This is a genomic window from Nostoc sp. (genome assembly GCF_036917395.1).
Classification (GTDB): domain Bacteria; phylum Cyanobacteriota; class Cyanobacteriia; order Cyanobacteriales; family Nostocaceae; genus Nostoc.
Genome location: NZ_JBALDI010000004.1, coordinates 132,406 through 154,226, shown reverse-complemented (window position 1 = coordinate 154,226; position 21,821 = coordinate 132,406). Strand labels below are relative to the sequence as shown.

Annotated in this window: 21 protein-coding genes and 1 pseudogene; 7 read left to right on the top strand and 15 right to left on the bottom strand. The window is 42.9% G+C overall.

Annotated features, from left to right (window positions below; all coding sequences use genetic code 11):
• Positions 1-119: 119 nt before the first annotated feature.
• The 3 genes from V7K46_RS03035 to V7K46_RS03025 all read right to left on the bottom strand — a co-directional run bounded on the left by V7K46_RS03035 (position 120) and on the right by V7K46_RS03025 (position 2,942).
• Positions 120-866, bottom strand: a complete 747-nt coding sequence (locus V7K46_RS03035; protein ID WP_335110919.1) for an NUDIX hydrolase — start codon at positions 864-866, stop codon at positions 120-122.
• Entirely contained in the window at positions 827-1,426 is a 600-nt protein-coding gene (locus V7K46_RS03030) for a nicotinate-nucleotide adenylyltransferase (RefSeq protein ID WP_335110917.1), read from the bottom strand. Before V7K46_RS03030 ends, V7K46_RS03035 begins: the two co-directional genes overlap by 40 nt.
• 106 nt (positions 1,427-1,532) lie before the next feature.
• Positions 1,533-2,942, bottom strand: a complete 1,410-nt coding sequence (locus tag V7K46_RS03025; RefSeq protein WP_335110915.1) for a nicotinate phosphoribosyltransferase — start codon at positions 2,940-2,942, stop codon at positions 1,533-1,535.
• 451 nt (positions 2,943-3,393) lie between these two features.
• On the opposite strand from V7K46_RS03025, the gene V7K46_RS03020 reads away from it, so the two are divergent.
• On the top strand, positions 3,394-3,543 hold the full coding sequence (locus tag V7K46_RS03020; protein WP_334721861.1) for a nicotinate phosphoribosyltransferase: 150 nt from the start codon (positions 3,394-3,396) through the stop codon (positions 3,541-3,543).
• Positions 3,544-3,695: 152 nt separating this feature from the next.
• On the opposite strand, the gene V7K46_RS03015 is transcribed toward V7K46_RS03020, so the two are convergent.
• From V7K46_RS03015 to V7K46_RS02975, 9 genes and pseudogenes are all read right to left on the bottom strand, one after another.
• Entirely contained in the window at positions 3,696-4,343 is a 648-nt protein-coding gene (locus V7K46_RS03015; protein WP_335110913.1) for a DUF938 domain-containing protein, read from the bottom strand.
• A gap of 246 nt (positions 4,344-4,589) precedes the next feature.
• Positions 4,590-4,724, bottom strand: a pseudogene (locus V7K46_RS03010) (BrnT family toxin); the annotation flags it as partial.
• Between the two features lie 105 nt (positions 4,725-4,829).
• Positions 4,830-6,362 (bottom strand): trehalase family glycosidase, encoded by a 1,533-nt coding sequence (locus tag V7K46_RS03005; protein WP_335110911.1) that lies wholly within the window; start codon positions 6,360-6,362, stop codon positions 4,830-4,832.
• Positions 6,363-6,677: 315 nt separating this feature from the next.
• The gene (locus V7K46_RS03000; RefSeq protein ID WP_335110909.1) at positions 6,678-6,896 is read right to left on the bottom strand and encodes a hypothetical protein; all 219 of its coding nucleotides are present in this window, start codon (positions 6,894-6,896) and stop codon (positions 6,678-6,680) included.
• Between the two features lie 91 nt (positions 6,897-6,987).
• A complete protein-coding gene (gene treY, locus V7K46_RS02995) occupies positions 6,988-9,810 on the bottom strand; it encodes a malto-oligosyltrehalose synthase (RefSeq protein WP_335110907.1) in 2,823 nt (940 codons plus the stop codon).
• A gap of 421 nt (positions 9,811-10,231) precedes the next feature.
• Complete coding sequence (treZ, locus tag V7K46_RS02990; protein ID WP_335110905.1) at positions 10,232-12,079, bottom strand: malto-oligosyltrehalose trehalohydrolase; 1,848 nt, start codon at positions 12,077-12,079, stop codon at positions 10,232-10,234.
• Between the two features lie 476 nt (positions 12,080-12,555).
• Entirely contained in the window at positions 12,556-12,960 is a 405-nt protein-coding gene (locus V7K46_RS02985; RefSeq protein WP_335110903.1) for a thiol-disulfide oxidoreductase DCC family protein, read from the bottom strand.
• A gap of 150 nt (positions 12,961-13,110) precedes the next feature.
• Complete coding sequence (locus V7K46_RS02980) at positions 13,111-13,716, bottom strand: Uma2 family endonuclease (RefSeq protein WP_335110901.1); 606 nt, start codon at positions 13,714-13,716, stop codon at positions 13,111-13,113.
• A gap of 87 nt (positions 13,717-13,803) precedes the next feature.
• Positions 13,804-14,052: a hypothetical protein gene (locus tag V7K46_RS02975; protein ID WP_335110899.1), complete on the bottom strand. Its 249-nt coding sequence runs from the start codon at positions 14,050-14,052 to the stop codon at positions 13,804-13,806.
• Positions 14,053-14,182: 130 nt separating this feature from the next.
• On the opposite strand from V7K46_RS02975, the gene V7K46_RS02970 reads away from it, so the two are divergent.
• The 6 genes from V7K46_RS02970 (at position 14,183) to V7K46_RS02945 (ending at position 19,243) form a co-directional block, all read left to right on the top strand.
• A complete protein-coding gene (locus V7K46_RS02970) occupies positions 14,183-15,232 on the top strand; it encodes an aldo/keto reductase (protein WP_335110896.1) in 1,050 nt (349 codons plus the stop codon).
• 114 nt (positions 15,233-15,346) lie between these two features.
• Positions 15,347-15,919 (top strand): DNA starvation/stationary phase protection protein Dps, encoded by a 573-nt coding sequence (gene dps / locus V7K46_RS02965; RefSeq protein ID WP_335110892.1) that lies wholly within the window; start codon positions 15,347-15,349, stop codon positions 15,917-15,919.
• Between the two features lie 539 nt (positions 15,920-16,458).
• The gene (locus V7K46_RS02960) at positions 16,459-17,175 is read left to right on the top strand and encodes a pirin family protein (RefSeq protein WP_335110890.1); all 717 of its coding nucleotides are present in this window, start codon (positions 16,459-16,461) and stop codon (positions 17,173-17,175) included.
• Between the two features lie 144 nt (positions 17,176-17,319).
• Positions 17,320-17,940, top strand: a complete 621-nt coding sequence (locus V7K46_RS02955) for a hypothetical protein (protein WP_335110888.1) — start codon at positions 17,320-17,322, stop codon at positions 17,938-17,940.
• Positions 17,941-18,261: 321 nt separating this feature from the next.
• A complete protein-coding gene (locus V7K46_RS02950; RefSeq protein WP_335110886.1) occupies positions 18,262-18,528 on the top strand; it encodes a hypothetical protein in 267 nt (88 codons plus the stop codon).
• Positions 18,521-19,243 carry a class I SAM-dependent methyltransferase gene (locus V7K46_RS02945; RefSeq protein ID WP_335110884.1) on the top strand — a complete coding sequence of 241 codons (723 nt, stop codon included), beginning with the start codon at positions 18,521-18,523 and terminating at the stop codon, positions 19,241-19,243. Before V7K46_RS02950 ends, V7K46_RS02945 begins: the two co-directional genes overlap by 8 nt.
• A gap of 8 nt (positions 19,244-19,251) precedes the next feature.
• Here V7K46_RS02945 and V7K46_RS02940 read toward each other — a convergent pair whose 3' ends face one another.
• The 3 genes from V7K46_RS02940 to V7K46_RS02930 all read right to left on the bottom strand — a co-directional run bounded on the left by V7K46_RS02940 (position 19,252) and on the right by V7K46_RS02930 (position 21,796).
• A complete protein-coding gene (locus tag V7K46_RS02940; protein WP_335110882.1) occupies positions 19,252-19,680 on the bottom strand; it encodes a YidH family protein in 429 nt (142 codons plus the stop codon).
• 320 nt (positions 19,681-20,000) lie between these two features.
• On the bottom strand, positions 20,001-20,663 hold the full coding sequence (locus tag V7K46_RS02935; RefSeq protein ID WP_335110880.1) for a hypothetical protein: 663 nt from the start codon (positions 20,661-20,663) through the stop codon (positions 20,001-20,003).
• Positions 20,664-21,100: 437 nt separating this feature from the next.
• Positions 21,101-21,796: a cadmium resistance transporter gene (locus V7K46_RS02930; protein ID WP_335110878.1), complete on the bottom strand. Its 696-nt coding sequence runs from the start codon at positions 21,794-21,796 to the stop codon at positions 21,101-21,103.
• Positions 21,797-21,821 lie beyond the last annotated feature (25 nt).

The following is a 21,821-nucleotide window of genomic DNA, read 5'->3' as shown; positions in this document are numbered from 1 at the left end:
AATCGCGTCTGTACAGGAGTTAGGAGTTAGTAGAGATGCGATTAATCGCGTCTGTACAGGAGTCAAGGGTTAAAATTAATTGCCTTGACTTTGAACTTTCAATTCTACGTAGCGGTTCATTAAATAAATACCAGAGGTTTATCCTTTAAGGGAGCAAAAGCTTCAGCGTCAAACTTATACAAACTAGCTGGACGACCAGCACCTCGTGATACCTTAATTCCGGTATCGCATAAAAAACCTAATTTGAGTAGACGCGCCCGAAAATTAGAATAATCGGAAAAGTTGTCACCTAAAACTGTGGCGTATAACTGATATAAATCATTCAACGTGAACATTTCTGGCAAGACTTCAAAAGCCACTGGGCTATACTCTAATTTATTACGCAACCGCCCATGCCCATAAGCCAGAATTTCATTATGGTCAAAAGCTAATTGCGGCACTTGTTTTACTGGATACCAAGCTATGCCAGTCACGCGATCGGCAATCAATTCGGCTTCCTCAAATCGCACTAGGGCAAAGTAACTAACTGATAGATAACGCACACCATAACTATCGGTTGCTTCCCGTGGATCGCGATTTGGTCCTCCAAATGTATACAGTTGTTCTAAGTAGAGATTATTTACCTTAATTTTCTCCGCCATAATGCGATAGGCGGCATCTTCTAAAGACTCTCCTCGACGCACTAAAGTACCGGGAAGACTCCAATGATTTAAAAATGGTTCCTGCTGTCGCATTACTAGTAAAACTAACAGCCGATTTTGTGCAGTATCTACAGAAAAAATTACGTTATCAACACCAACCTTGAAATCGGCCAAAGGTTGTTGGTTTAACGGAGTTGGTATCTTTTTTTGGGAACGTCCTGGCATTCGTACAAATGCTCTCGATTAATATAGGCAACTACAGGGGCTGTGAGGGCTTTAGAATCTCCATGTTCGCGGTACGCTGTTGAGGAAACATCTAGACCGGTCAGACTAGCGATCGCAATCTTCCCTCCCAGCTTTTGCACTACCTCTGAACTAGACTCATCTATTGCATATCCCGGTCGCGGCACGATCAGTAGTTGCACTTCCTGTAACAAATCTTCAACCCGATACCAACGTGGTAGCTGACTGAGTAAATCTGAACCAATGATCAACGTTAATTCAGCGTCTTCACCCCAAGTAACCTTTGCTTTTTCCACTGTTTCCAGTGATCTGAAGCTACTCAATTCTTGTTCCAAAGCAATATTGTGCCGTGGCGCGTCTATATTCGCAATCAACAATTGCAGCATTGCCGCCCGATGTTCTAAGGGTGTTTGATGGGACTTAAAGGGATTATCCGCTGCCCAAACCGCTACCCAATCATAACGCTCAGACAACCAACTTAGAATTTCTTGATGTCCAGCAGTTGGTGGGTCGGCACTCGTTCCAAACAAAGCAATTCTCATACTAATTTGTAATTCGTAATTCGTAATTAAGACACAGTGAAAAAGCCTGGATAGAAGATGATTGGAGTACTTCTTACCTCTGTGATCTGTGCGCCTCTGCGGTAGCCTACGGCAAGCCGCTGGTGCGTCTACGTTTCTTAGTTTCCTCAGTCAACTCTTGCAGTGCAGCAGAAATCTCCACCTGCACCGCCACAGGATGAGCCAAACGCCGTGTCTGTTGTGGCAAACTAGCAACTGAGGCGGCGGTACGCTGACGAATTGTTGCCAAAGACTCCAGTGGTTGCACCCGTTCACCTTCTTGCACTACCAACTGCAACAAAGATTCTTCCTCCACAGGACTTTCACCTAAGAGTCCCAACCTATCTGCTTTTACCTTACCTCCTGTAAACGAGCGAAAAATCTGCTTGCGCCCTGGATAAGTAACCTTACCACTCGACTGCTTCATCACTGGGATACCATCAATGTCTACAAGTTTATAGACTCCATTTACAGGCGAACCTGTAACTAGTCGCGTTCCCAGTCCGTAACCATCAATTTCGGCCCCAGCGGCTTTTAACCTGGCAATTTCCCACTCGTCCAAGTCACCACTAGCAAAAATTGGCACACCAGGAAGGAGCGATCGCACCTCTTTTGATAAGGTAACTAAATCTCCTGAGTCCAATCTCACTCCTGTTAATTGCATTTCCCCAGAATTTACTTTTTGGGCCAAGCGCTGGGCAGCAGCAACGGTATCGTAGGTATCAATCAGCAATGGCGCACCCGGAAAATATCGATGAAATGCACTAAAAGCTTGTTCTTCAGTGCCTTCTATTGCTGACAACGCCATCACCAGGGCGTGTGCCATCGTACCACTTGGCTGTTGTCCCAGTTGTAGCGCTGCTAACACATTAGAAGTGGAATCTAACCCACCTGCCAACGCCGCCCGCGCCGCCCACAAAGACCCTTGCGGACTAAATGCTCGTCTTGTCCCAAATTCTAAAAGTGTTGCTTCTTCCCCCGCTACATCCCGCACCCGTGCTGCTTTTGTGGCAATCAAAGTCTGGTAATTAATCGTATTCAGGAGGTAAGTTTCCACTAGTTGCGCTTGCCAAAGGGGTGCTTCCACCCGCAACAGTGGCTGATTGGCAAACACAACCGTCCCTTCTGGTACTGCCCAAACATCACCCGTAAACTTTCCCTCAGCTAAAAGTGACCAAAAGCGATCGCTAGCATGAGCAAAAATTTCCGTCGCCTGTAATGCCGCAATTTGCGACGGATTAAAGCGGAATTTGGCTAAATATTCCAATGCCTGCCTCAGCCCCATTGCAATTAAATAACCAAAACCCTCTGGCAAACGTCTTACAGACAATTCAAAGCTTGCCCGTCGTTGTTCTATACCTTCGCCTGTGTAACAAGCTGCCATCGTCAACTGATAAAGATCCGTCAGCAAGCTGTAGTCATCCGCACAGAAGTTTAATTCCTGGTTCTGCTGGCTTTGCTGTTTATGTACATAGTCCAAATCTAAGAAAGTTGTCATGCAAGAGCTTCCTTACAAGATGCTTCTTCTATTTATGGTAATATTTACTATAAATAATGTCAACTCCTAGCAGGTATATTTTATAGATTGCTATGTAGCAGTAGATTTATAGGTAAATTAATCCTAGTTTCATAGAATATTTAATGTTTGTTAATAGTAAAAGCTAGCAATAATGTTATCTTAACGGCCGGCTAATGAAAGAAAATAATATCCTACCAAGGCAAGTTTGTTTGCCAGCCTCCTTCCCAGACAGGATTTGGAGAAATAGATAAGTTTCAATTAGAATGAAAAAGAAAAGTTTAACTTTTTGACTAACTAAAGTATTGCGAAGTTATCTGAATAAACATTACATATATTCTCAATATATTGAAAATTGGAGCCAGTCAAGAATATCAGCATTAGAGTATTAGGTATCACAATTAAAGCGACTCGAAAAAAGGAGTCCAATATTATGGCTATTTCCAAAATCATTGCGAACATAACCCAGTATATTTCTGAAGCTGCAATGCGGATTTTTGGCCCTACGGATGATGCTTATCCTTCTATTGGCGTACAACCTTTTACAGGTGAGCCTTACGATAAGCGTACAGATGATACTTAGTAGATGTTGAATATATAGAGCTTCTGGGTTGAGTCCAATAGAGACCTAACCCCCAACCCCTTCCCTACCAGGGAAGGGGAGCAAAAATCAAAGCCTCTGACGCCACTTGCTTCATTTTTGTCAACATATATTAGTGGACTGGCTCTTTAGGATTATTCATTAGCAGAACGTTCAAACACTACTGAAAGATTATTTGCTGGCATTTGGTAAGCCTGTTTCAAGGTAAGATTTTGTGCGTTAGCTACTGTGACAACATCATTCAAGTTACGTACACCCCACTCTGGGTTTTGGGCGCGTAAAGATTTGTCAAAAGCTGCATTACTCGCTGCTGTGTGTTCTCCACCTTGTTTAAAAGGCCCATATAAATAGAGGATACCTCCTAGTGGTAAGATCCGACCTGCCCCTGCCATTAGTCCTAGACAGGCTGACCACGGTGAAATGTGAATCATATTGATGTTGACAATAGCGACAATTGGCTCTCTATTAAGCCAATCAAATGCACGATTCTCGACTGGCCAAACTGGTTCTCTGACATCAAGCTCAAGCGGTGGATAAAGATTAGAACAGCTAAAGTGTTCAGCCCATGCAGTAATGCTGGCTCGTAATTGTGGATTTGGATCTGTTGGCAGCCACAGACGAGGACTAAGCTTGGGGGCAAAAAATACTGCATGTTCGCCAGTACCACTTGCTATTTCCAATATCGTGCCACTCTCCGGCAACACTTGCAAAAGTACTTCTAGAATTGGTTGGCTATTGCGCTGGGTTGCTGGTGCGTATTGTCGTGCGTCTTGTGGTGTCATCTGTATTTTTATATTTTAAAATTGATATGAATATGAAACATTTTGGCTGTTTCCCAGAATTGCTGATCTAATTCAGGAATATCTGAAGTATCAATCGCTGTATCAAGGATATTTTGGAGTTATTTAAGTCGATTGGGCGAGATACTCATAGTAGGTTATCCTTTCTTTGGGGGTGGCTTTTCGGGCAGAGATTAATCGAATTTTGCCGTTTCTGTCTGTATGGGCGACGGTAATAATTACAACGCATTAGATTGAGCCAATACTAATTTCTCGAATTTCTTCATAGTTGTAGCGTTCATCAATTGAGGTGAAAACAACACCGTCAAATATTTCTGTAGCTTCTTCAAAACTAATGCCATGTTTCTGGATAGTTTTTTGGTTTTTATTTTTGTCCTATTCAAATTTCATTCAACTATACATAATCCATATAGAGTCAAGTGTAATAAATAAGATAAGGGCGTGAGTTTTTTTTTCACGCCTTTTGATTTAAACTTTTTTCCCAGAGGCTGCTAAAAGTTCTAGAATGACTCCATTTGTCCAGCCGAAGCCAACTTCGTTAGAACTATATCCAAAGCAGATTTCGTCGGAAACGTTGGCAGAACAGCGTTCAACATCATATTTCTCAACTAAGGTGTTGTGACGCCCAAATTCTTTCATTACCATCGCCAGGAACTTATTGGCAATGCGATCGCCTTCTGTATGATACCCATAGCGGTGAAGTCCCTGGACGGCAATTAATGTCAGTGGTGCCCAACCGAAGGGTGCATCCCACTGGTTACCCGTGACATGAGTACTAGTAAGAATTCCGCCTGGGGCTTCAAACAAAGAAAGATTTTCCACAACACGTTTGGCTTGGGTTGGAGAAGCAATTCCCAGCCACAGGGGATAGAACGTGGTAGCAAATTGGTAACGGCGGCGTTTTCCACTCTGGAAGTGATAGTCCAGATAAAGTCCCTGTTCTTCATCCCAGAGACGCAGATCGATCCGATCGCGGCGGATATCTGCGCGATCGCTCCATTTTTGTTCCAATTGTTTGTTCCCCAGAATATGCTTAATTTGTGCCATGTCTTGTTCTACCTGATACAGCAAACTGTTGAGGCACACAGGAGCGTAATGGAGGATATCAGCACTGAAAGGGCCAAATCGGTTGGTGATATCAAAACCAGACTCGCGCATCGTGCGATCGCTTTTGTAAAATAGTCTGGTCAGTTCGTCAGTTTCCTGGTTGTAATAAAGACTAACGTCATAATCCTCAACTTCAAAAGTTTTATAGTACTCCTTGACGCGATCGTAGTGGCTTTTCCCCTGCTTATCCCGCTCGGAGAACACAACTTCTGGCGCGGGACCTTCCCCAAGAGCATAGAATCTAGATAAGCCTGTTGCGGAATTTAGGTGGGGCGGTACTACCCAGTAATAGTAAAATTGCTCTAGCAGCGGTACAATTGACCTTAACCACTCTTCATTCTGGGTGTGCTGGAATAATGCCAAAACCATCATGCTGAGGACAGGAGGCTGCGATCGCGACAGCATATAAGTCCTGTTGGAATTGAGGATGATCCCGTAATTCTGCACCTGGTACAGCAGTTGGTCTACTTGGCTTTGCGCTAACTCTAATTCCCCATCGTGCAAAAGTCCCAGTAATATAAAGTAGCTGTCCCAGCCATACATTTCATTAAAGCGACCACCTGGTACGACATAAGGCCCTGGTAAGTATAGTAACCCATGCTTTTTAATCGCCTCGACTTCAGGTGGCAAAGTGCGAATTTCCAGCTGTTGGATATCCTTGGGAGATAGCGATCGCTCCAACACACTCTGAATATTGGGACAATCTTCTAAAGGTGAAATGTAGACAATCCAAGGAGCGCCTGTATTGTGTTCTAGCTTAGTATCCTTTGCAGATTGCAATAAATGTTCGTGCGATCGCGTTAAGGTTTTCCATGTCTTTTTGATGTGGGCCCGCACGGTATCAATCTGCGTGGTAGTAAACGCTGGAGTTTGGATAGAAGATGGAGTGGTCATAGTATCATTTTCAATTTTACGGGGTGTTGAAGAGTTCGGATTTTTTAACGCAGAGAGAAGTATAAGCGGCGGCTTTTGCCATTGATGCGAAGCGGTTTCTCGTCAGACATCTGAACTTATCCTAAGCGACACACTGCGCGAATGGTTGTAACGCAGAGGTTTTACGGCGTTTTCTCTGGGCGAGACAGATTTATTTTTTTATCGGACTTAGGCAGAAGAGATCCCCCCTTTTAAGGGGAGTGGGCGCGGTCTTCTCCCTACAGCCCTTCTCAAGACAGGAGACGCTGTTCGCGTTCGGGCATCCTACGGGAGGCGTTAGGCTGTGGCTAATGTGAAGAAGGGGAGCCACTGCCTTAACTGAAGTTTCCCCAAGTAGAGGAGCCAGGCGTGTAGGTGGTGGCGACTTGAGCGAACTAGCGTCAAGTGGCGTGAGACGATATCGCCATAGCGTAGCCTCAACTCTACCAGAGGCTTTGCCCTAAGCGTAGCTATGCCGTAGGCTTTACGAGTCCGCGAACGTCTGAAGGTTTCCACGCCACTCCCCAATACAGTGACTCCCCATGAGCGACTGGCGTGGGGAGTGGGGAATCGAGGCTTCAGGTTGTTTCAGTGCGTAAGTCCTGTTTTACTCGGCACTACTAACTAACAGAGCAACTGGAAAATGGGTAAGGGCTGCTGCGATAGATAATGTTTCTGTAACCTCCAAAGGTTGCTGAGTTAGGACGTTTTTCCAGGTGAGGGGAGTTCCAGGGGGTAATTGCAGGTGCGTATCTTGCCAAACTGACTCGCCCAAGGGGTTGTCTCCAGGCTGGATGAGGCTAGTTAAAAAGCGAGGCGCGATCGCGATCGCAGTTTGATTCCCTTCCCGCCGCGCAAAGGCGATAATGTGATTGGCGTAGCTTCCCTGAACTTCTAGTGGCAGATAGTCACCGTCCTGGAATAATGAGACATAGTTTGTTCTGGCTTGGAGTAATTGAGCCGTTAAAAATAGTTTGATTCTGCCGTCTGTTTTGTCGTTCAATAACTCCTGAATTAGTCCGAGAATGTCTGTTTTTACTTGTTCGCGGATGGCGCTTAAGTAAGTACGTCGCTGTTCAAAATCCACGGGACGGCGATTGTCTGGATCGACTAGGCTTAGTTCCCAAAGTTCCGTTCCCTGGTAAAAGTCGGGTACGCCGGGTACGGTAGTCTTCAGCAGAGTTTGGGAAAGGGAATTGAATATACCATAGTCTGCAATTCGCTGTTGAAAGGGACGAAAGGCTTCTAGAAATTCCCCGGAGATCGAAGGGTCGAGTACCTTGTCAATAAAGGAGGTACAAGCTTCTTCATACCTACTATCAGGTCGCAACCATGCTGTGTGGACTTTCGCTTCTCTGATTGCCTTAATTATATAGTCTTTCACCCGTTCCATGAAGGATGCATATTCATCTTCTCCAAAGGGAAACGCCCCTACTAGGGTTTGATAGATAAAATACTCATCGTTGCGATCGGGCATAGCAAACCCGTGGCGTACACCGTAGGGGTTGGTGAAGCCATCGCTACGATATCCTTGATTCATGGCGCTCCAAGTATTTACCTGTTGTTCCCACTCATCGGGGATTTCTGAGAGGACATTCAACCTGGCGCGCACATCTTCGCCGCGTTTGGTGTCGTGGGTGGCTGTGGTGTTCATTGTGTGAGGCCAGGTTGCTTGGTGCTGTTCGTTAAAGGTATGAAATTTGGCTACTGAAATCCCAAAATGACCAGGATTACCTCCAACTTCATTGAGCGAAAGCAAGCGATTGTAAACATATAATGTGGTGTCTTCTACGCCTTTCGCCATCAAAGGCCCGCTGTATTGCTGCATCCGCAAGACAAAATATATCCACTGTTCGCGTTCTGTTTGAGTAAGAGAATTATCAAACTCTAGCAGCATTAACTTTTCAATAAAGTTCAATTCATGATATAACAGGGGCGCTTGTTCTTTGGCTTGGTCAATTACTTCTTGAATGGTAGCGCGATCGCTATCTCCAATTCCATCGGGCGTAATGTATGTCCGGTAAATCGGGAACAGTGTTAAAACTTCGGCGATCGCTCTTTTTAGTCCATTCAGTGTAAAATCATTGCCAAAGCGATATTTGCTGGAAATATTCTTTAACAAAAGAGCCAAATTGTCAATATCTCCTGCTAAATTTTTTTCCAGGATCAGGTGCTTTTTATCCCTCACCACCGATGCATAATCTACTCTGGAGCCGATAAAGTTCTGGTATATTTTATCGAACTTCGATTTATTTTCCGTATGACAAAAGATGCCATTTACATAGTTCAAAAAGTCATATCCAGATGTCCCTTCAATTGCCCAATTTTCCGGCAAATCTTCGTTGACTTCTAAAATCTTCTCCACCGTGATGTAAACATCACCTGTCTTTTCCCGCAGCCTTTCGAGGTACTGGATTGGGTTATAAAGTCCATCAATATGGTCAATTCTTAAACCTGTAAATACGCCTTCCTCAACCAGCTTTTGAATTAGGCTATGGGTGTTATTAAAAACTCGCACTTCTTCAACTTTAACGGAAATCAGTTCATTGACAGTAAAGAAACGGCGGTAATTCATTTCCTCCGCCCCAACTTTCCAATAGGCGAGACGGTAAAACTGGTCATTCAGTAAATCATCTAGGAGGTTAAAGCTTTCTGAATTGCCTGGTTCTCCGTTGAAAGTTTGGATATTTTCGTCAATGAACTCGCGGATAATATCGTTTGTGGTGTAAAGTTCCCAAACTAATCCTTTAATAAATGCAATTTGGTCTTGTCGCTGTTTTCCCCCAACCTCTGAGGGCACACTTTTGAGAATATATAGAATCCCCAATAGCTTAATAAAATCGGGGTGATTGCGTCCTAGTGTGCGCGTGAGTTTACCCAGATTCTGAGTGATAACTTTTGTGTAAGACTCTAACCGCAACGGCAGTTTCAAGCTGTAATAGTTTACAGTTAAACCGTTTTCTTCATATTCTAGTTTAATGTCTCCGTTTTCCAAGGATACACCGTAGAAGTCTCCCAGTAGCGGCGCTAGGATTCGCTCTTGGCGATCGCCAAAGGGAGCATTCCAAGAAAGGTCGAAGTAGTCGGTATAGCTGGAATCTGGGCCATATTCTAAAATATCCATCAAGTAAGGGTTTTCGCTGGTATAGGCCATGTGGTTTGGCACAATATCTTGTAACCAGCCCATACCAAGGGATTGGACTTCGCCAACTAATGCATCAAAGGACTCATTAGTTCCCAGTTCTGGATTAAGTTGATTGGCATCTACTATATCGTAGCCGTGCGTACTCCCGGATCGTGCCTTGAAAATGGGGGAGGCATATAAATCGGAAATACCTAAATCTGCCAGATAAGCTGCGATCGCTTTAGCGTTGTCAAAGCCAAACTCAGGTGTAAACTGAATTCGATAAGTTGCGGTAGGAATTCGCATATTTTTTTTTCTAGTGGGAGTAGGGAGTAGGGAGTGGGGAGTGAGGGGGATGAGGACTTATATCATGTTCGCTTGATTGCTTAATTAAACCCGAAGAACCCCACCCCGCCAAAGCTGTGCTTTGTCTCCCCTCCCCGCTTGCGGGGAGGGGTTGGGGGTGGGGTTCTTTTTTTATGGGTAATTTAGCGGACATGATATTACTTGCAGGAATTTGAAACTTTTTGCTTGAACGTTAAGCCTTTTTGCTCGAACGTTAAGCCTTTTAGCTCAAACGTTAAGCCTTTTAGCTTGAACGTTAAGCCTTTTAGCTTGAACGTTAAGCCTTTTAGCTTGAACGTTAAGCCTTTTAGCTTGAACATTAAGCCTTTTAGCTTGAAACTTGAGGTTATGAGGCTGAAACTTTAAGTTCTAACTCTCCCCCTCATTCCCTTTCATACAGGACTATACTAGTAGGTTTTATTTTCACTTCTTGGCCCACAGAGAGATGTTCAGCGGCTTCAGAACCATGCCCAGACCATGAGGTATCTGCTGAGTCTAATAGCTTATGAGCATTTTGCCCAATTGGCAAAGCCACCGTCATTGCAGACGAATTGAAATTCATCACAAATATTAGTTCAGTTGATTCGCACCAACGACGCACAATGACCAACTCCTTCTCTTTATCATTAGTCGCTTGGATGAAATTGCGGTCTTGATTCAAAAGGGCTGGATGCGTCTTGCGTAAATTAATTAACTGGCGATACCAATCCCACAAAACTTTGTGCTTACCGTTATTACGTAATTCCCAATTGAGTTTGGACTTTAAGAAAGTTTCTGCCGATTCTGGATCTGGGGGATCATCTGCGTAGTGAAATGCTTCAAATTCTTGTTTGCGTCCGGCTCGAACTAATTGAATTAAATCAGTATCGGAGTGACTGACAAAGTAAATGAAGGGTGCTGTTTCTCCGTATTCCTCTCCCATGAACAACAGGGGTAAATTGGGCGACAGCAGCACAGCGCCGGCGGCTAACTTTAATCCTTCAAAAGAGATCCGCTGGGTAAGGCGTTCTCCTTTCATTTGATTGCCGATTTGATCGTGATTTTGAATGCAGACAGAAAACTGTGATAAAGGGCGATCACGACAAGATACGCCATGAAATCGCTTGCGATGTGGTGCGTACTTCCAATCGTAGATAAAAGTATCTTCATAAGCTTTCGCCAACTGAGCAGTTTGCCCAAAATCTTGATAATATCCTTGGCGATCGCCTGTTAAAAGTGCGTGTAATGCATGGTGGAAATCATCACTCCACTGGGCATCAAGTCCATATCCGCCCAATTCTGCCGGACGAATTAATTGCGGATTATTCATATCACTTTCGGCAATTAAATGGCGTTTCCATTTTTGCCCTTGTTGTGAAAAATGATGAACTGCTTCCCCCAGTTCCCACAAAAAATGCTTGGCTCCCAAGTCGTAAATTGCTTGAACGGCATCCAGCCGCAATGCATCAATGTGAAACTCACCTAACCAGTAAAGCGCATTCTCGATAAAATAGTTTCGCACACCTTGACTATGGGCATCGTCAAAATTTAGCGCATCGCCCCACGGTGTTTTATAGGTTTTAGTAAAGTAGGGCGCGAACTGCGCCATATAATTACCTTCTGGACCAAAGTGGTTATACACCACATCCAGCACTACGGCGATATCGTGTTGGTGGCAAGCATTTACCAGTTGCTTCAGGTCAGCTGGGCTACCGTAGGAATTTTGGACAGCATAAGGGTAAACGCCATCATAGCCCCAGTTGCGATATGTCAAAGAAGCTTCAACATGGGTATCTCCCGGAAACTGGGAGATGGGCATGATTTCAATGGCATTAATTCCCAGTTCCCTCAGTTCCGGTAAGCGGGAAATGATGGCGGTGAAAGTTCCTTCAGGCGTGAATGTCCCAACGTGAAGTTCATAAAAAATCAGCGACTCCACAGGAATGCCAGTCCACCCTTCATCAGTCCACTCAAAGTGTTGATCGACAATTTGAGACGGCCCATGTACCCCTTCAGGTTGATACTGCGACGCCGGATCAGCAAAGGTATCTTGGCCATTCAAGACATACTGATAAAGCGTGCCTGGATACACATCGTTCACTTTTATCTGCCAGTATCCCTCAGACTGAGGCTTGAGAGGAATTAACTGCGGTTCTGGCGTCAAAATTTTTACAGTGACGCTATCTAATAGCGGAGACCAAACTGTAAACTCACACTCTCCGTTACCCAAGTAGTTAGCACCAATTCTCACGCAGTATCCTCCCATCAGTTCAGTTTGTTGTGCCGAATTGTGGCGCGATGGCGTACCCGCCCGCCGTAGGCGATCACAAATGTCATTGATTGTACAATGTTTACAAACACGCCAGATAGCATAATGGTTGGTCTTGCAGACTTTTTACTAGCACCTGGAGGCGGATTTTTACCAAAATAAATTCTGTCTAATGACCAAAGAGGCAGGGGAGCAGGGGGCAGGGCGCAGGGGGAGAAAGATGCTGGAATTCCCTAGCAGTCAAGGGTTACAAGCTAATAAATATATTTATGCTCAAGGGAAAAATATTTATTTTGAGCGGAAAGTGCGACGAGAAATAATGCGTATTTGTCTCAGAGCCAATACATTTATTTATGGGGTTTCCCCTCATCTCCCTGCTCCCCTTCGGCTGACGCTCACGGCGAAGTCAGCAAGAACTGCTTCCTGCCTCAGACTGGCAATACCCTCACCTCTACTACCTACGGCTTGCAGCTACCATCAACACAGTATGACGATTCATAGGTATTAGAACGTTTACCGAAGAGTGCATAGCGGTTATCGCGGATTTGTTCGTAAAAGCGATCGCCTGCCCACTTCATCCCCGGTAATGCTCGATAAGCGTCTACAAATATACTTCCTGCTGGCAATAACCGCCCAATTTCTTCCGCAGCGTTACTACCTTGCCAACGTCTTTGAGGTTCGTTGGCATCAATTAAAATCATCCCCTGTTCACAGTCTTGGGCTGTAATTCCCCATCGTAAAAGTGTCTGCTCATCTTGCATAGGAGCGTAGCGAAACAGCTTTCCTTGGTCTAAGGATTCTAACGATCGCACTAGACTAACGCAGAGATTACAATTTTCGTCGTAGATTACGTAGTAATTCATAAAAATAACGGTTCTTTGACAATTGACTTGTCAGATGTGTTTAAATACAACTTTGGTATTCTAGCTTAGAAAACCGTGGCGATCGCTTTGGCATCACTAAAGCAGTGCTGAGTAATCCGATTCACCTCAGCCAAAACAAAATTTGATTTGTTAAATATGCATAATATCGTCGAGTTTAAGTTGTAAATTTGGCAAGATATCAGACGAAATAGTATCCCCTAAGCGATATTGTTCCTGCTGGTACACACCGTTAACTAACTGACAAACGGTGAATGTGGGTTGTTTGGGATTACCGATAAATTGCAAACCACCTAAGCCACGAAAGTCCACAATCCAATATTCTGGAATATTAAGAAAAGCATATTCTTCCACTTTTCTTGCATAATCATCTTGCCAGTTAGTGCTTACAACTTCAGCAACAAGCTTGACTGTACTGCCGTTACAAATAATAGGTTCTTTTTGCCAGAGCGGTTCTTTACTAAGTTCGGCTTTATCTAAAACAATTACATCAGGACGCAGCGCTGTTGCTTCAGCGGCAGGTGGTTTTATCAGACAAGTTTTTGGAATTAGCCAGTTGAAATTAGAACTAAAAATTTCAACATAGATTCTACCAGCAATACTACCAGCAACAGCTTCGTGTGGCCCTGTAGGTTCCATGTCTCTTATTTGTCCATCGATTAGTTCGTAGCGTGTATTATCACCATATTGGACTATAAATTCCTCAAAGGTAAATAGTTTGGGTGAGGTATAGGTCATAGGTCTTACTTTTACTTGGACTTTGGCTTATTCTAGCGACTGCCGTTGCAAAGTACAGTCAGGAATAAGGTTTCAATAATTATTGCGTCAGTCCCATACACTAGTACAGCACGGCAGAAGTTTACCTACTTTTAACAAGGCAACCGTCGCATTAACAATGTAAACCATCGCATTCACAATGTAAGCGATCGCATTCACAATGCAAGTCGTCGCATTCACAATGTAAACCATCGCATTCACAATGCAAGTCGTCGCATTCACAATGTAAGCCATCACATTCACAATGCAAGCCATCGCATTCACAATGCAAGTCGTCGCATTCACAATGTAAGCCATCGCATTCACAATGCAAGAGGTTACATTTAGATAGACTAAAGGGCTTGTCCTCAAACATCACCCCCGGTTTGCAGTTATCATGCTTTTGGGATGGTATTCGATAGTTTTTTTCATTAATGAGAAAATATTCATGAAATACAAACTCTTGGGCAAAAGCGGGTTAAGAGTCTCTGAACTCTCCTTGGGAACCATGACCTTTGGTGAAGATTGGGGTTGGGGTGCATCTGTTGACGAAAGTCGTAAAATCTTTGATGCCTATGTAGAAGCAGGGGGCAATTTCATTGACACCGCCAACGGTTATACCGATGGTAGCAGTGAAAAAATTGTTGGTGAGTTGATCGCTAAAGAACGGGAACGCTTTGTAGTTGCTACAAAATATTCCTTTCCCTTGCAGATGAATAATAAGACGGGCGACCCTAACGCCAGTGGAAACCATCGCAAGAACTTAATTCAGTCTTTAGAAGCTAGCCTAAAACGGCTGAATACCGATTACATTGATTTATTCTGGTTGCACGCTTGGGATTTTACAACACCTATTGAAGAAGTATTGCGATCGCTTGATGATGTAGTCCGTCAAGGTAAAGTACTTTACATCGGCATTTCTGACACACCCGCTTGGATCATTTCCCAAGCAAATACCATCGCCCAATACCAAGGATGGACGCAGTTTGTCGCCCTGCAAATTGAGTATAGTTTAATTCAGCGAACACCAGAACGTGACTTACTACCGATGGCTAAAGCCTTTGATTTAGCAGTAACGCCGTGGTCGCCCTTGGGTGGTGGTGTGCTAACAGGGAAGTACAATAAACCTCCTCAAGAAGGGGGTGAACAAGGGCGATTCAAAACTACGGGGGGAGAGGTTTCTGAAAAGAATTTAGCGATCGCGAAAGTTGTCAGTGAAGTTGCAGAAAAAATTGGACACACACCCTCACAGGTAGCATTAGCTTGGTTACGCGCTCAAAGTGGTGTGATTATTCCGATCATTGGCGCACGTAAATTAACTCAGTTTCAAGATAACTTAGCTTCTTTAGATGTCAGCCTCTCACCAGAACATTTGCAACGGTTAGATGAAGTGAGTCAAATTGAACTGGGTTTTCCCCATGACTTTTTGCAGAGTGATATAATTCACGAACGCCTTTTCGGTGGTACATTCGATACCATAGAAAACCATCGCAGTTAACGCAATAGTCATAAATATTGACAGATTCAGGCATTAATTCAATCTCTTGTCAGAGAGTTTCGCACAGCCAACCACTATCTGTAGAGTTAGATATAAGAGGCATTAAGTAGAATCATGAGTGACAACACCCTTTCATCACGCCTGTACCCCACCCGGATTGACATTCCCCCGCAAGCACGAGTGCAAATCGTGGTACTTCTCAATCAAACTTTGGCAGCTACTTTGGATCTGAAAACCCAGACAAAGCAAGCGCACTGGAATGTTAAAGGCACTGACTTCTATCAGCTACACCAATTGTTTGATGAACTTGCTGGTGAATTGGAAGAGTACATCGATCTAGTTGCTGAACGCATCACTGCTTTAGGCGGATATGCCTTAGGAACAGTCCGTTCTGCTGCTAGTGATTCAATTTTGCCAGAATATCCCTTAGATATTTTGGATGGTAAAGACCATGTGACAGCCTTAGCAGATCGCTTTGCACCCTATGCTAAACATATTAGAGAGGCGATCGCTAAAACTAATGACTTAGGTGATGCTGATACCGCCGACCTTTACACTGAAATTTCCCGCACCATTGACAAACGACTCTGGTTCTTAGAAGCTCATCTGCAAGTAGCAGAAATTAAGGCAGAGAATGGCAAAGCGGATACTACTACAACTCAAAAGATACCTGCTGGTGTAATATAAGCACTTCTGAGAAGATCCGCTTTCATTAGTAGTAGGGTGCGTTACGGCTTTAGCCTAACGCACCATTTCATAGGACATCTTGATCCAGAATTGATATAGCAGTTCTAAATCATTTGTAAAATTTTCTCTTTCTCCACTTTGCGTCCTTCTCTACAAGACTCTGCGCGTAGCTTGCTTCTCCGTAGGAGTATGCGTCCTGGTTCATTAAACAAAATAATTTTCCGCAACTCAGATAGGATTGCTATATATAATGTGTGATTGCTAAAAGTACAGCACCAGCGACCATTAAAGATGCCTTAGCCTACGGCATAACACACCCTACTAGCACGACTGATTTAAATCAAAATCTCACAGTATCTTTTTGGTAAGTACACCACTTTTAAGTGCGTACTTTTCATTTTATATGTACATGCTTTACTATTGAAATAGTTCAAAACAAGGTTGAAAAATTAAAAAATATCTTCGGCAATTGAAGGAAAATCTAAAATCAAAAATTGACCGACTTCTAACTAAATATTCATTAACAACGAGGTAAATTTATGTCTCAAAATACAATTACCCACTTAATTCACGATCGCAATTCCCGTGGTCACGTTAATATGGGCTGGCTCGATACTTATCACACATTTTCCTTCGGTAGTTTTTACGATCCTAACCGGATGGGATTTCGCTCTCTGCGGGTGATTAACGACGATCGCGGGGCCCCTGGTGCTGGATTCCCTACCCACGGTCATCGCGACATGGAAATCCTCACATACGTCTTAGAAGGTGCAGTAGAGCATAAAGACAGCTTGGGTACAGGCTCGATAATTTATCCCGGTGATGTACAGATTATGAGTGCTGGTACTGGAATCAGCCACAGCGAATTTAATCCTTCGCCAACTGAACCACTACACTTGCTGCAAATCTGGATTCTTCCTGAGCAACAAGGATTGACACCAAGATATGAACAAAAAACTTTTCCTCTAGAAGAAAAGCGCGGCAAACTCCGCTTAATTGCTGCTAGGGATGGGCGCGATGGTGCTGTGACAATTTACCAAGATGTTGATTTATACACATCTGTTTTAGAGGATGGTGATGTTATTAATTATCAAGTCAAACCTGGTCGCTATGCCTGGTTACAAATAGCGCAAGGCATAGTTAACTTGAATGGCGAGGAACTCAGAGCAGGCGATGGAGTGCAAATCAACGGCGAAGAACAGCTAGAAATTAGCACCAACATCGGCGGCGAAATCTTGCTTTTTGATTTGGGCTAATCTTAAGTCTGTAAAGTGAGCATTGTAAGCCCCAGATCCCCGACTTCTTTGAGAAGTCGGGGATCTTATTTATGGGCGTTTGATTTAGAATTACTATAAGTGGGCAATAATAAATCAAACTGTGAATAATGAAGGATGTTGTAGATGGCATACAGTGATTTCACACTCGCCAAAGTTCGAGATACTTTTCAGCTTGTAATTGATGAAAAGCGCAATCTTTTCAAAGAAGTATCGCCTATTCAACCTTCCGCCACCTTAACAACGCTCTTAGAAGAATATACCCAACTAGCAACTGCCATCAACACTGAAAAGGCCCGTTCGGAATTACTAATTATGCCAGTTTTAACGGAAGTTAGACGGCAGTTAAATTATCAAATTTCTCTGTTTTCTGGTACAGATTTTGATGTAGATACTAGTAAGGGATTGAATGGATTTTGTGATTTCATTCTCTGTGGTTCTGAAGAACAGTTTTACATTAAAGCGCCTGTCATTACAATTGTTGAAGCCAAGAATGAAAATATTAAAAGTGGATTAGGACAATGTATTGCCACTATGATATCTGCCCAATTTTTTAATAAAAATACTCAACAAGAAGTTAAGACAATCTATGGAGTTGTCACCAGTGGAACGAACTGGCGGTTTTTAATGTTGCAAGGAGTAACAGCATACATTGATATAGTTGAATACTATATTAATGATGTTGAAAAAATTCTCAGCATTCTGTTGCAACCTTTTAATTATGCTTTATTAGAAGCATCTTCATGAAACAGTTATTCTCGGAATTTATGGAAAGATATAAATATATGTAATTAAAAATTCAGTGAAAATCATAAAATGAACAGCTTTTAGCTGGCTTTTAAGCATTAGCAAAAAATTGAATAAACATAAATTGTCTACGAAGAATCACCAAAGGAAGCAACTCTAACTCTGATAACTGAAGTTAAAATTCTGCTTAATAATCTCACCTCGATTACCAACTACGGCTACTACCACGGCGGATACAACTATACCTATCAACATCAAATTGTCGGTGCATTAGCCAAAACCAAAACGACTGCCATTTAACTTGCACTGCAAGCAGCAACTATGGTTTTTTTAGAGAAACGAACAGTTGAATATGTTGATGGTCGCTACAATAGCCATAAACTCAACCAGTTTATGAACCAGTGCTTGCATAACCGCACTGACTACAGTATCAGCTTTTGGGATGTTGGCTACACCTACGAAGTCGGACAAACAAACCCCAGTAGGATATTGGCTAGGGGTGCGATTGCCTCCGGCGGGCGGTTACGCCATCGCAAAGCAAATTTAACTACAATCCTTAGAAAGAGCAGTAAAAACCTAAATGTCTAAAAAGTCCGATTCTCAGTTCCAAAATCTCTTTAGTTCACCCAAATCAACAAACTGGGACGAAAGATTACCCCAAATCGCCTATCGCTTTAACCGAGAGTATCAAGGTGAAACCTTTGAACTTCCAACAGAAGTACAGGCGATGCCGATATTTAGCGAGTGGATTGGAGGTAGTTTTTCAGGGAGAATTGCTTCCCCTTTCTGGGAAATTGCCAAACCTCAAAAAAACCAGCACTGTTTAGATATCGGCTGTGGTATCAGCTTTTTAATCTATCCTTGGCGGGATTGGCAAGCATTTTTTCATGGGCAAGAAATCAGTAATATGGCACGGGATACGCTTAATTCTCGTGGTCCGCAGTTGAATTCTAAGCTGTTCAAAGGTGTTGAGTTGGGAGCAGCTCATCAGTTAAGCTACTCATCAGAGCAGTTTGACCTAGCGATCGCAACAGGATTCAGCTGCTATTTTCCACTCGAATACTGGGATGCTGTACTGATAGAGGTCAAGCGGGTGTTAAAACCAGGTGGACATTTTGTGTTTGACGTTCTCAATCCAGAACAGCCTTTGGCGGAAGATTGGGCAGTTCTGGAAACCTATTTGGGGGCTGAGGTATTTTTAGAACCTTTGGCTAAGTGGGAAAAAACGATTAAGGCGGCTGGTGGTAAAGTAGTAACGCACAAATCAGGGGAATTATTCGAGTTGTATAAGGTGCGGTTTTAAAAATACTGTTACTCAGGGATAAGTGAACTCGATGGATCTAAAGAAGTTGTAAAAACAAAATAGATTACCCCAGCTCCAAGAATCATCACGGCGAGACTAAACAGCAGCACCCAACGGTCTGTTGGTTCATAAGTATCTTCTTCGATATCACGACGGACTGCAAAATAGTGTCCTGTTGAGAGCCACACTGTGATTAAACCCACCAGCGAGAAGACTAAACCCAACTTCCAGCCATTGCCAGGACGGGGTATCAAAGGTACTTGGAAAGCACGCAAACGCACGATGACGACACCAAAACCTAAAAGAGCGATCCCTGTCCGCATCCAAGCGAGGTAGGTACGCTCATTTGCCAAGTGATCTCGGATTCGGGACGGATTCAGTCGTCCTGGCTTTTTTTTATCTTTATCTTCTTCTGTAGATTTCAATTTTAACTGCATGAATAACACCCGTATCCCTAAAGCGGCTCTTATTATAAAAATGCCGAGGCAATAGCAAATCTCCTTCCAGATGACTTGCATCCAGCGCAATAGTTGCGCTCATGAAATATACCTCTTGTGATTGTACATTTTTTTCAAAATTTATTTTAATGCAGATATATAAATAAAACAAGCCTGAGATTGAGGATAGATAAATTCAAGAAAACAGCCAAGATCAGAGAGATTTTTCACCAGTGCAAGTCAGGTTTATCCTCTGATTTTGGCTGTTACCCTATTTAAATTCAGAACAATCGTTCAAAAATAGACTATGCAGTTCTATTTCAAGAGTGATTGCTAGGCGCATTAGGAACTCGTGTATCTATGAGAGCCTGCGATATATCTGGGATAAACCAGTTAGCCTCATTGCTGTTAAGAACTTTCACAGTCGGAACATTCAATTCAATCGCAGCAGTATCTGGATTTGTTTTAATCACCAACTGAGTTCCATCAAGGATCTTGAGAGCAGCCGGGCCTGTTAATTTTTGACCTTGCCCATTAAGACTAGAAGTGAAATTTGCTATCTTGACATCATTCCCTAGATAGATCCCATCACAATCCCAATTCTTTTTAGTAGACTGACCATTAGCTAGAAAATACAAATTATTGTCGTATACGGCATCTTCATTGTCTTCATCATTTGGTTTTTTGCCGTATACTGCTATGGTATTACCTGTTTGGTTATTGCATTGACCCCAGTTGATTCCCGTCTCTAAAGCATATTTTTGCAGTGTTAATTCCTCGATTCTCTTCTGAATTTCTTTTGGTGTGAAACCTTCAACTTCAGTTTGGGCATCTTTTGTCTGAGAAATTTCGTTAAGAGCTTTAGTGACTTCGATATAGTCAGGGTTTTTGCTAAATTTTGGTCTATCAGCAAAAGAAGGTTGAGTAAAGGCGAGATTAGCGAAAATCATCAAGACAATTAGCAGAGATTTCCAGATTTTCATGTTTTGACTCCTGTTAATGGATAATATATTTTGCAGTTTGGAATTCATTTTGAGCAGAAAATTCATGATGCACCTATTTTTAGATACTAAATTTTTATTAGGAGGACTCAAGGGCTGGCCAGATTTGGAGACTTGGAGAAATTGTCTAAGAGGTTGTTTGAAAAGTGTTTCGCTGTGACTTTAGGCACTTCTAGATCCCCCCTAACCCCCCTTAAAAAGGGGGGAACCGGAATCAAAGTCCCTCTTAAAAAGGGGGATTTAGAGGGATCTAAAACGTTTTGCTACCGACAAGAGGACTTTTCAAACATCCTCTAAGAGTCCTCAAGTAGGTCTACACCCTTGGATTTAATACAAAAGCACCACTTTTTAGTGGCTGATCTTCAGGTGGTGTTCCAATCCGCATCTACAAGACTCCCCTTGTCCCCAAGTCTCTTTCTTCAATGTTCTTCACTCGACGGCTGAGTATTGAAACTTAAAATCAATGAAAATATATAACTAGAAACTACAGATATAAGAGTCAAAGTAACATTTTCTGTAACAATAAATATACCCAGTCCAATCAATATACAAGGCACAAAAGTATTGCCATTCTCAGTTAAAAATTGTGCGATCGCAGGTAAGTAGGTTAACTTATAAGCGGTATAACACCACACACCTACTAAAGAAAAGAATACACTTAGTATTACCAGTAGACTATCTAATTCAGAATTGGCAAACAGAGGTACATAGACGCTAATATTATCACTACCATTTGCAAAGGCGATCGCAGCTACATTGCATGTTTGCGGAGAGAAAAAACTGGCAATTATAGAAGGACAATACGGCTCGGTTTCTTCTTCGGCTTCCTCTGATGAATCCTCTTCGCGTTTTAGTAAACTACTCATACCAATGATTATGGGCATTAAACCAAGTAGTCTAATCCAGTCCTGCGGTATGATTAGTCCACCGAAGAAACCAGGAAGGCTAGCAATGATCAATGCAGCAAAACCGAGATACTGACCAGCAAGGATGTGACGACTGCGGAACGTTTTATTTATTTGTGAAAAAAGCAACGTCAGAATGACAATATCATCAATGTTGGTGGCACTAAATGCTGTGATCCCTGTGGTAATTGCAGTTACTAAACCGCTCATTTGTGGAAGTCCTTATTTTCATACT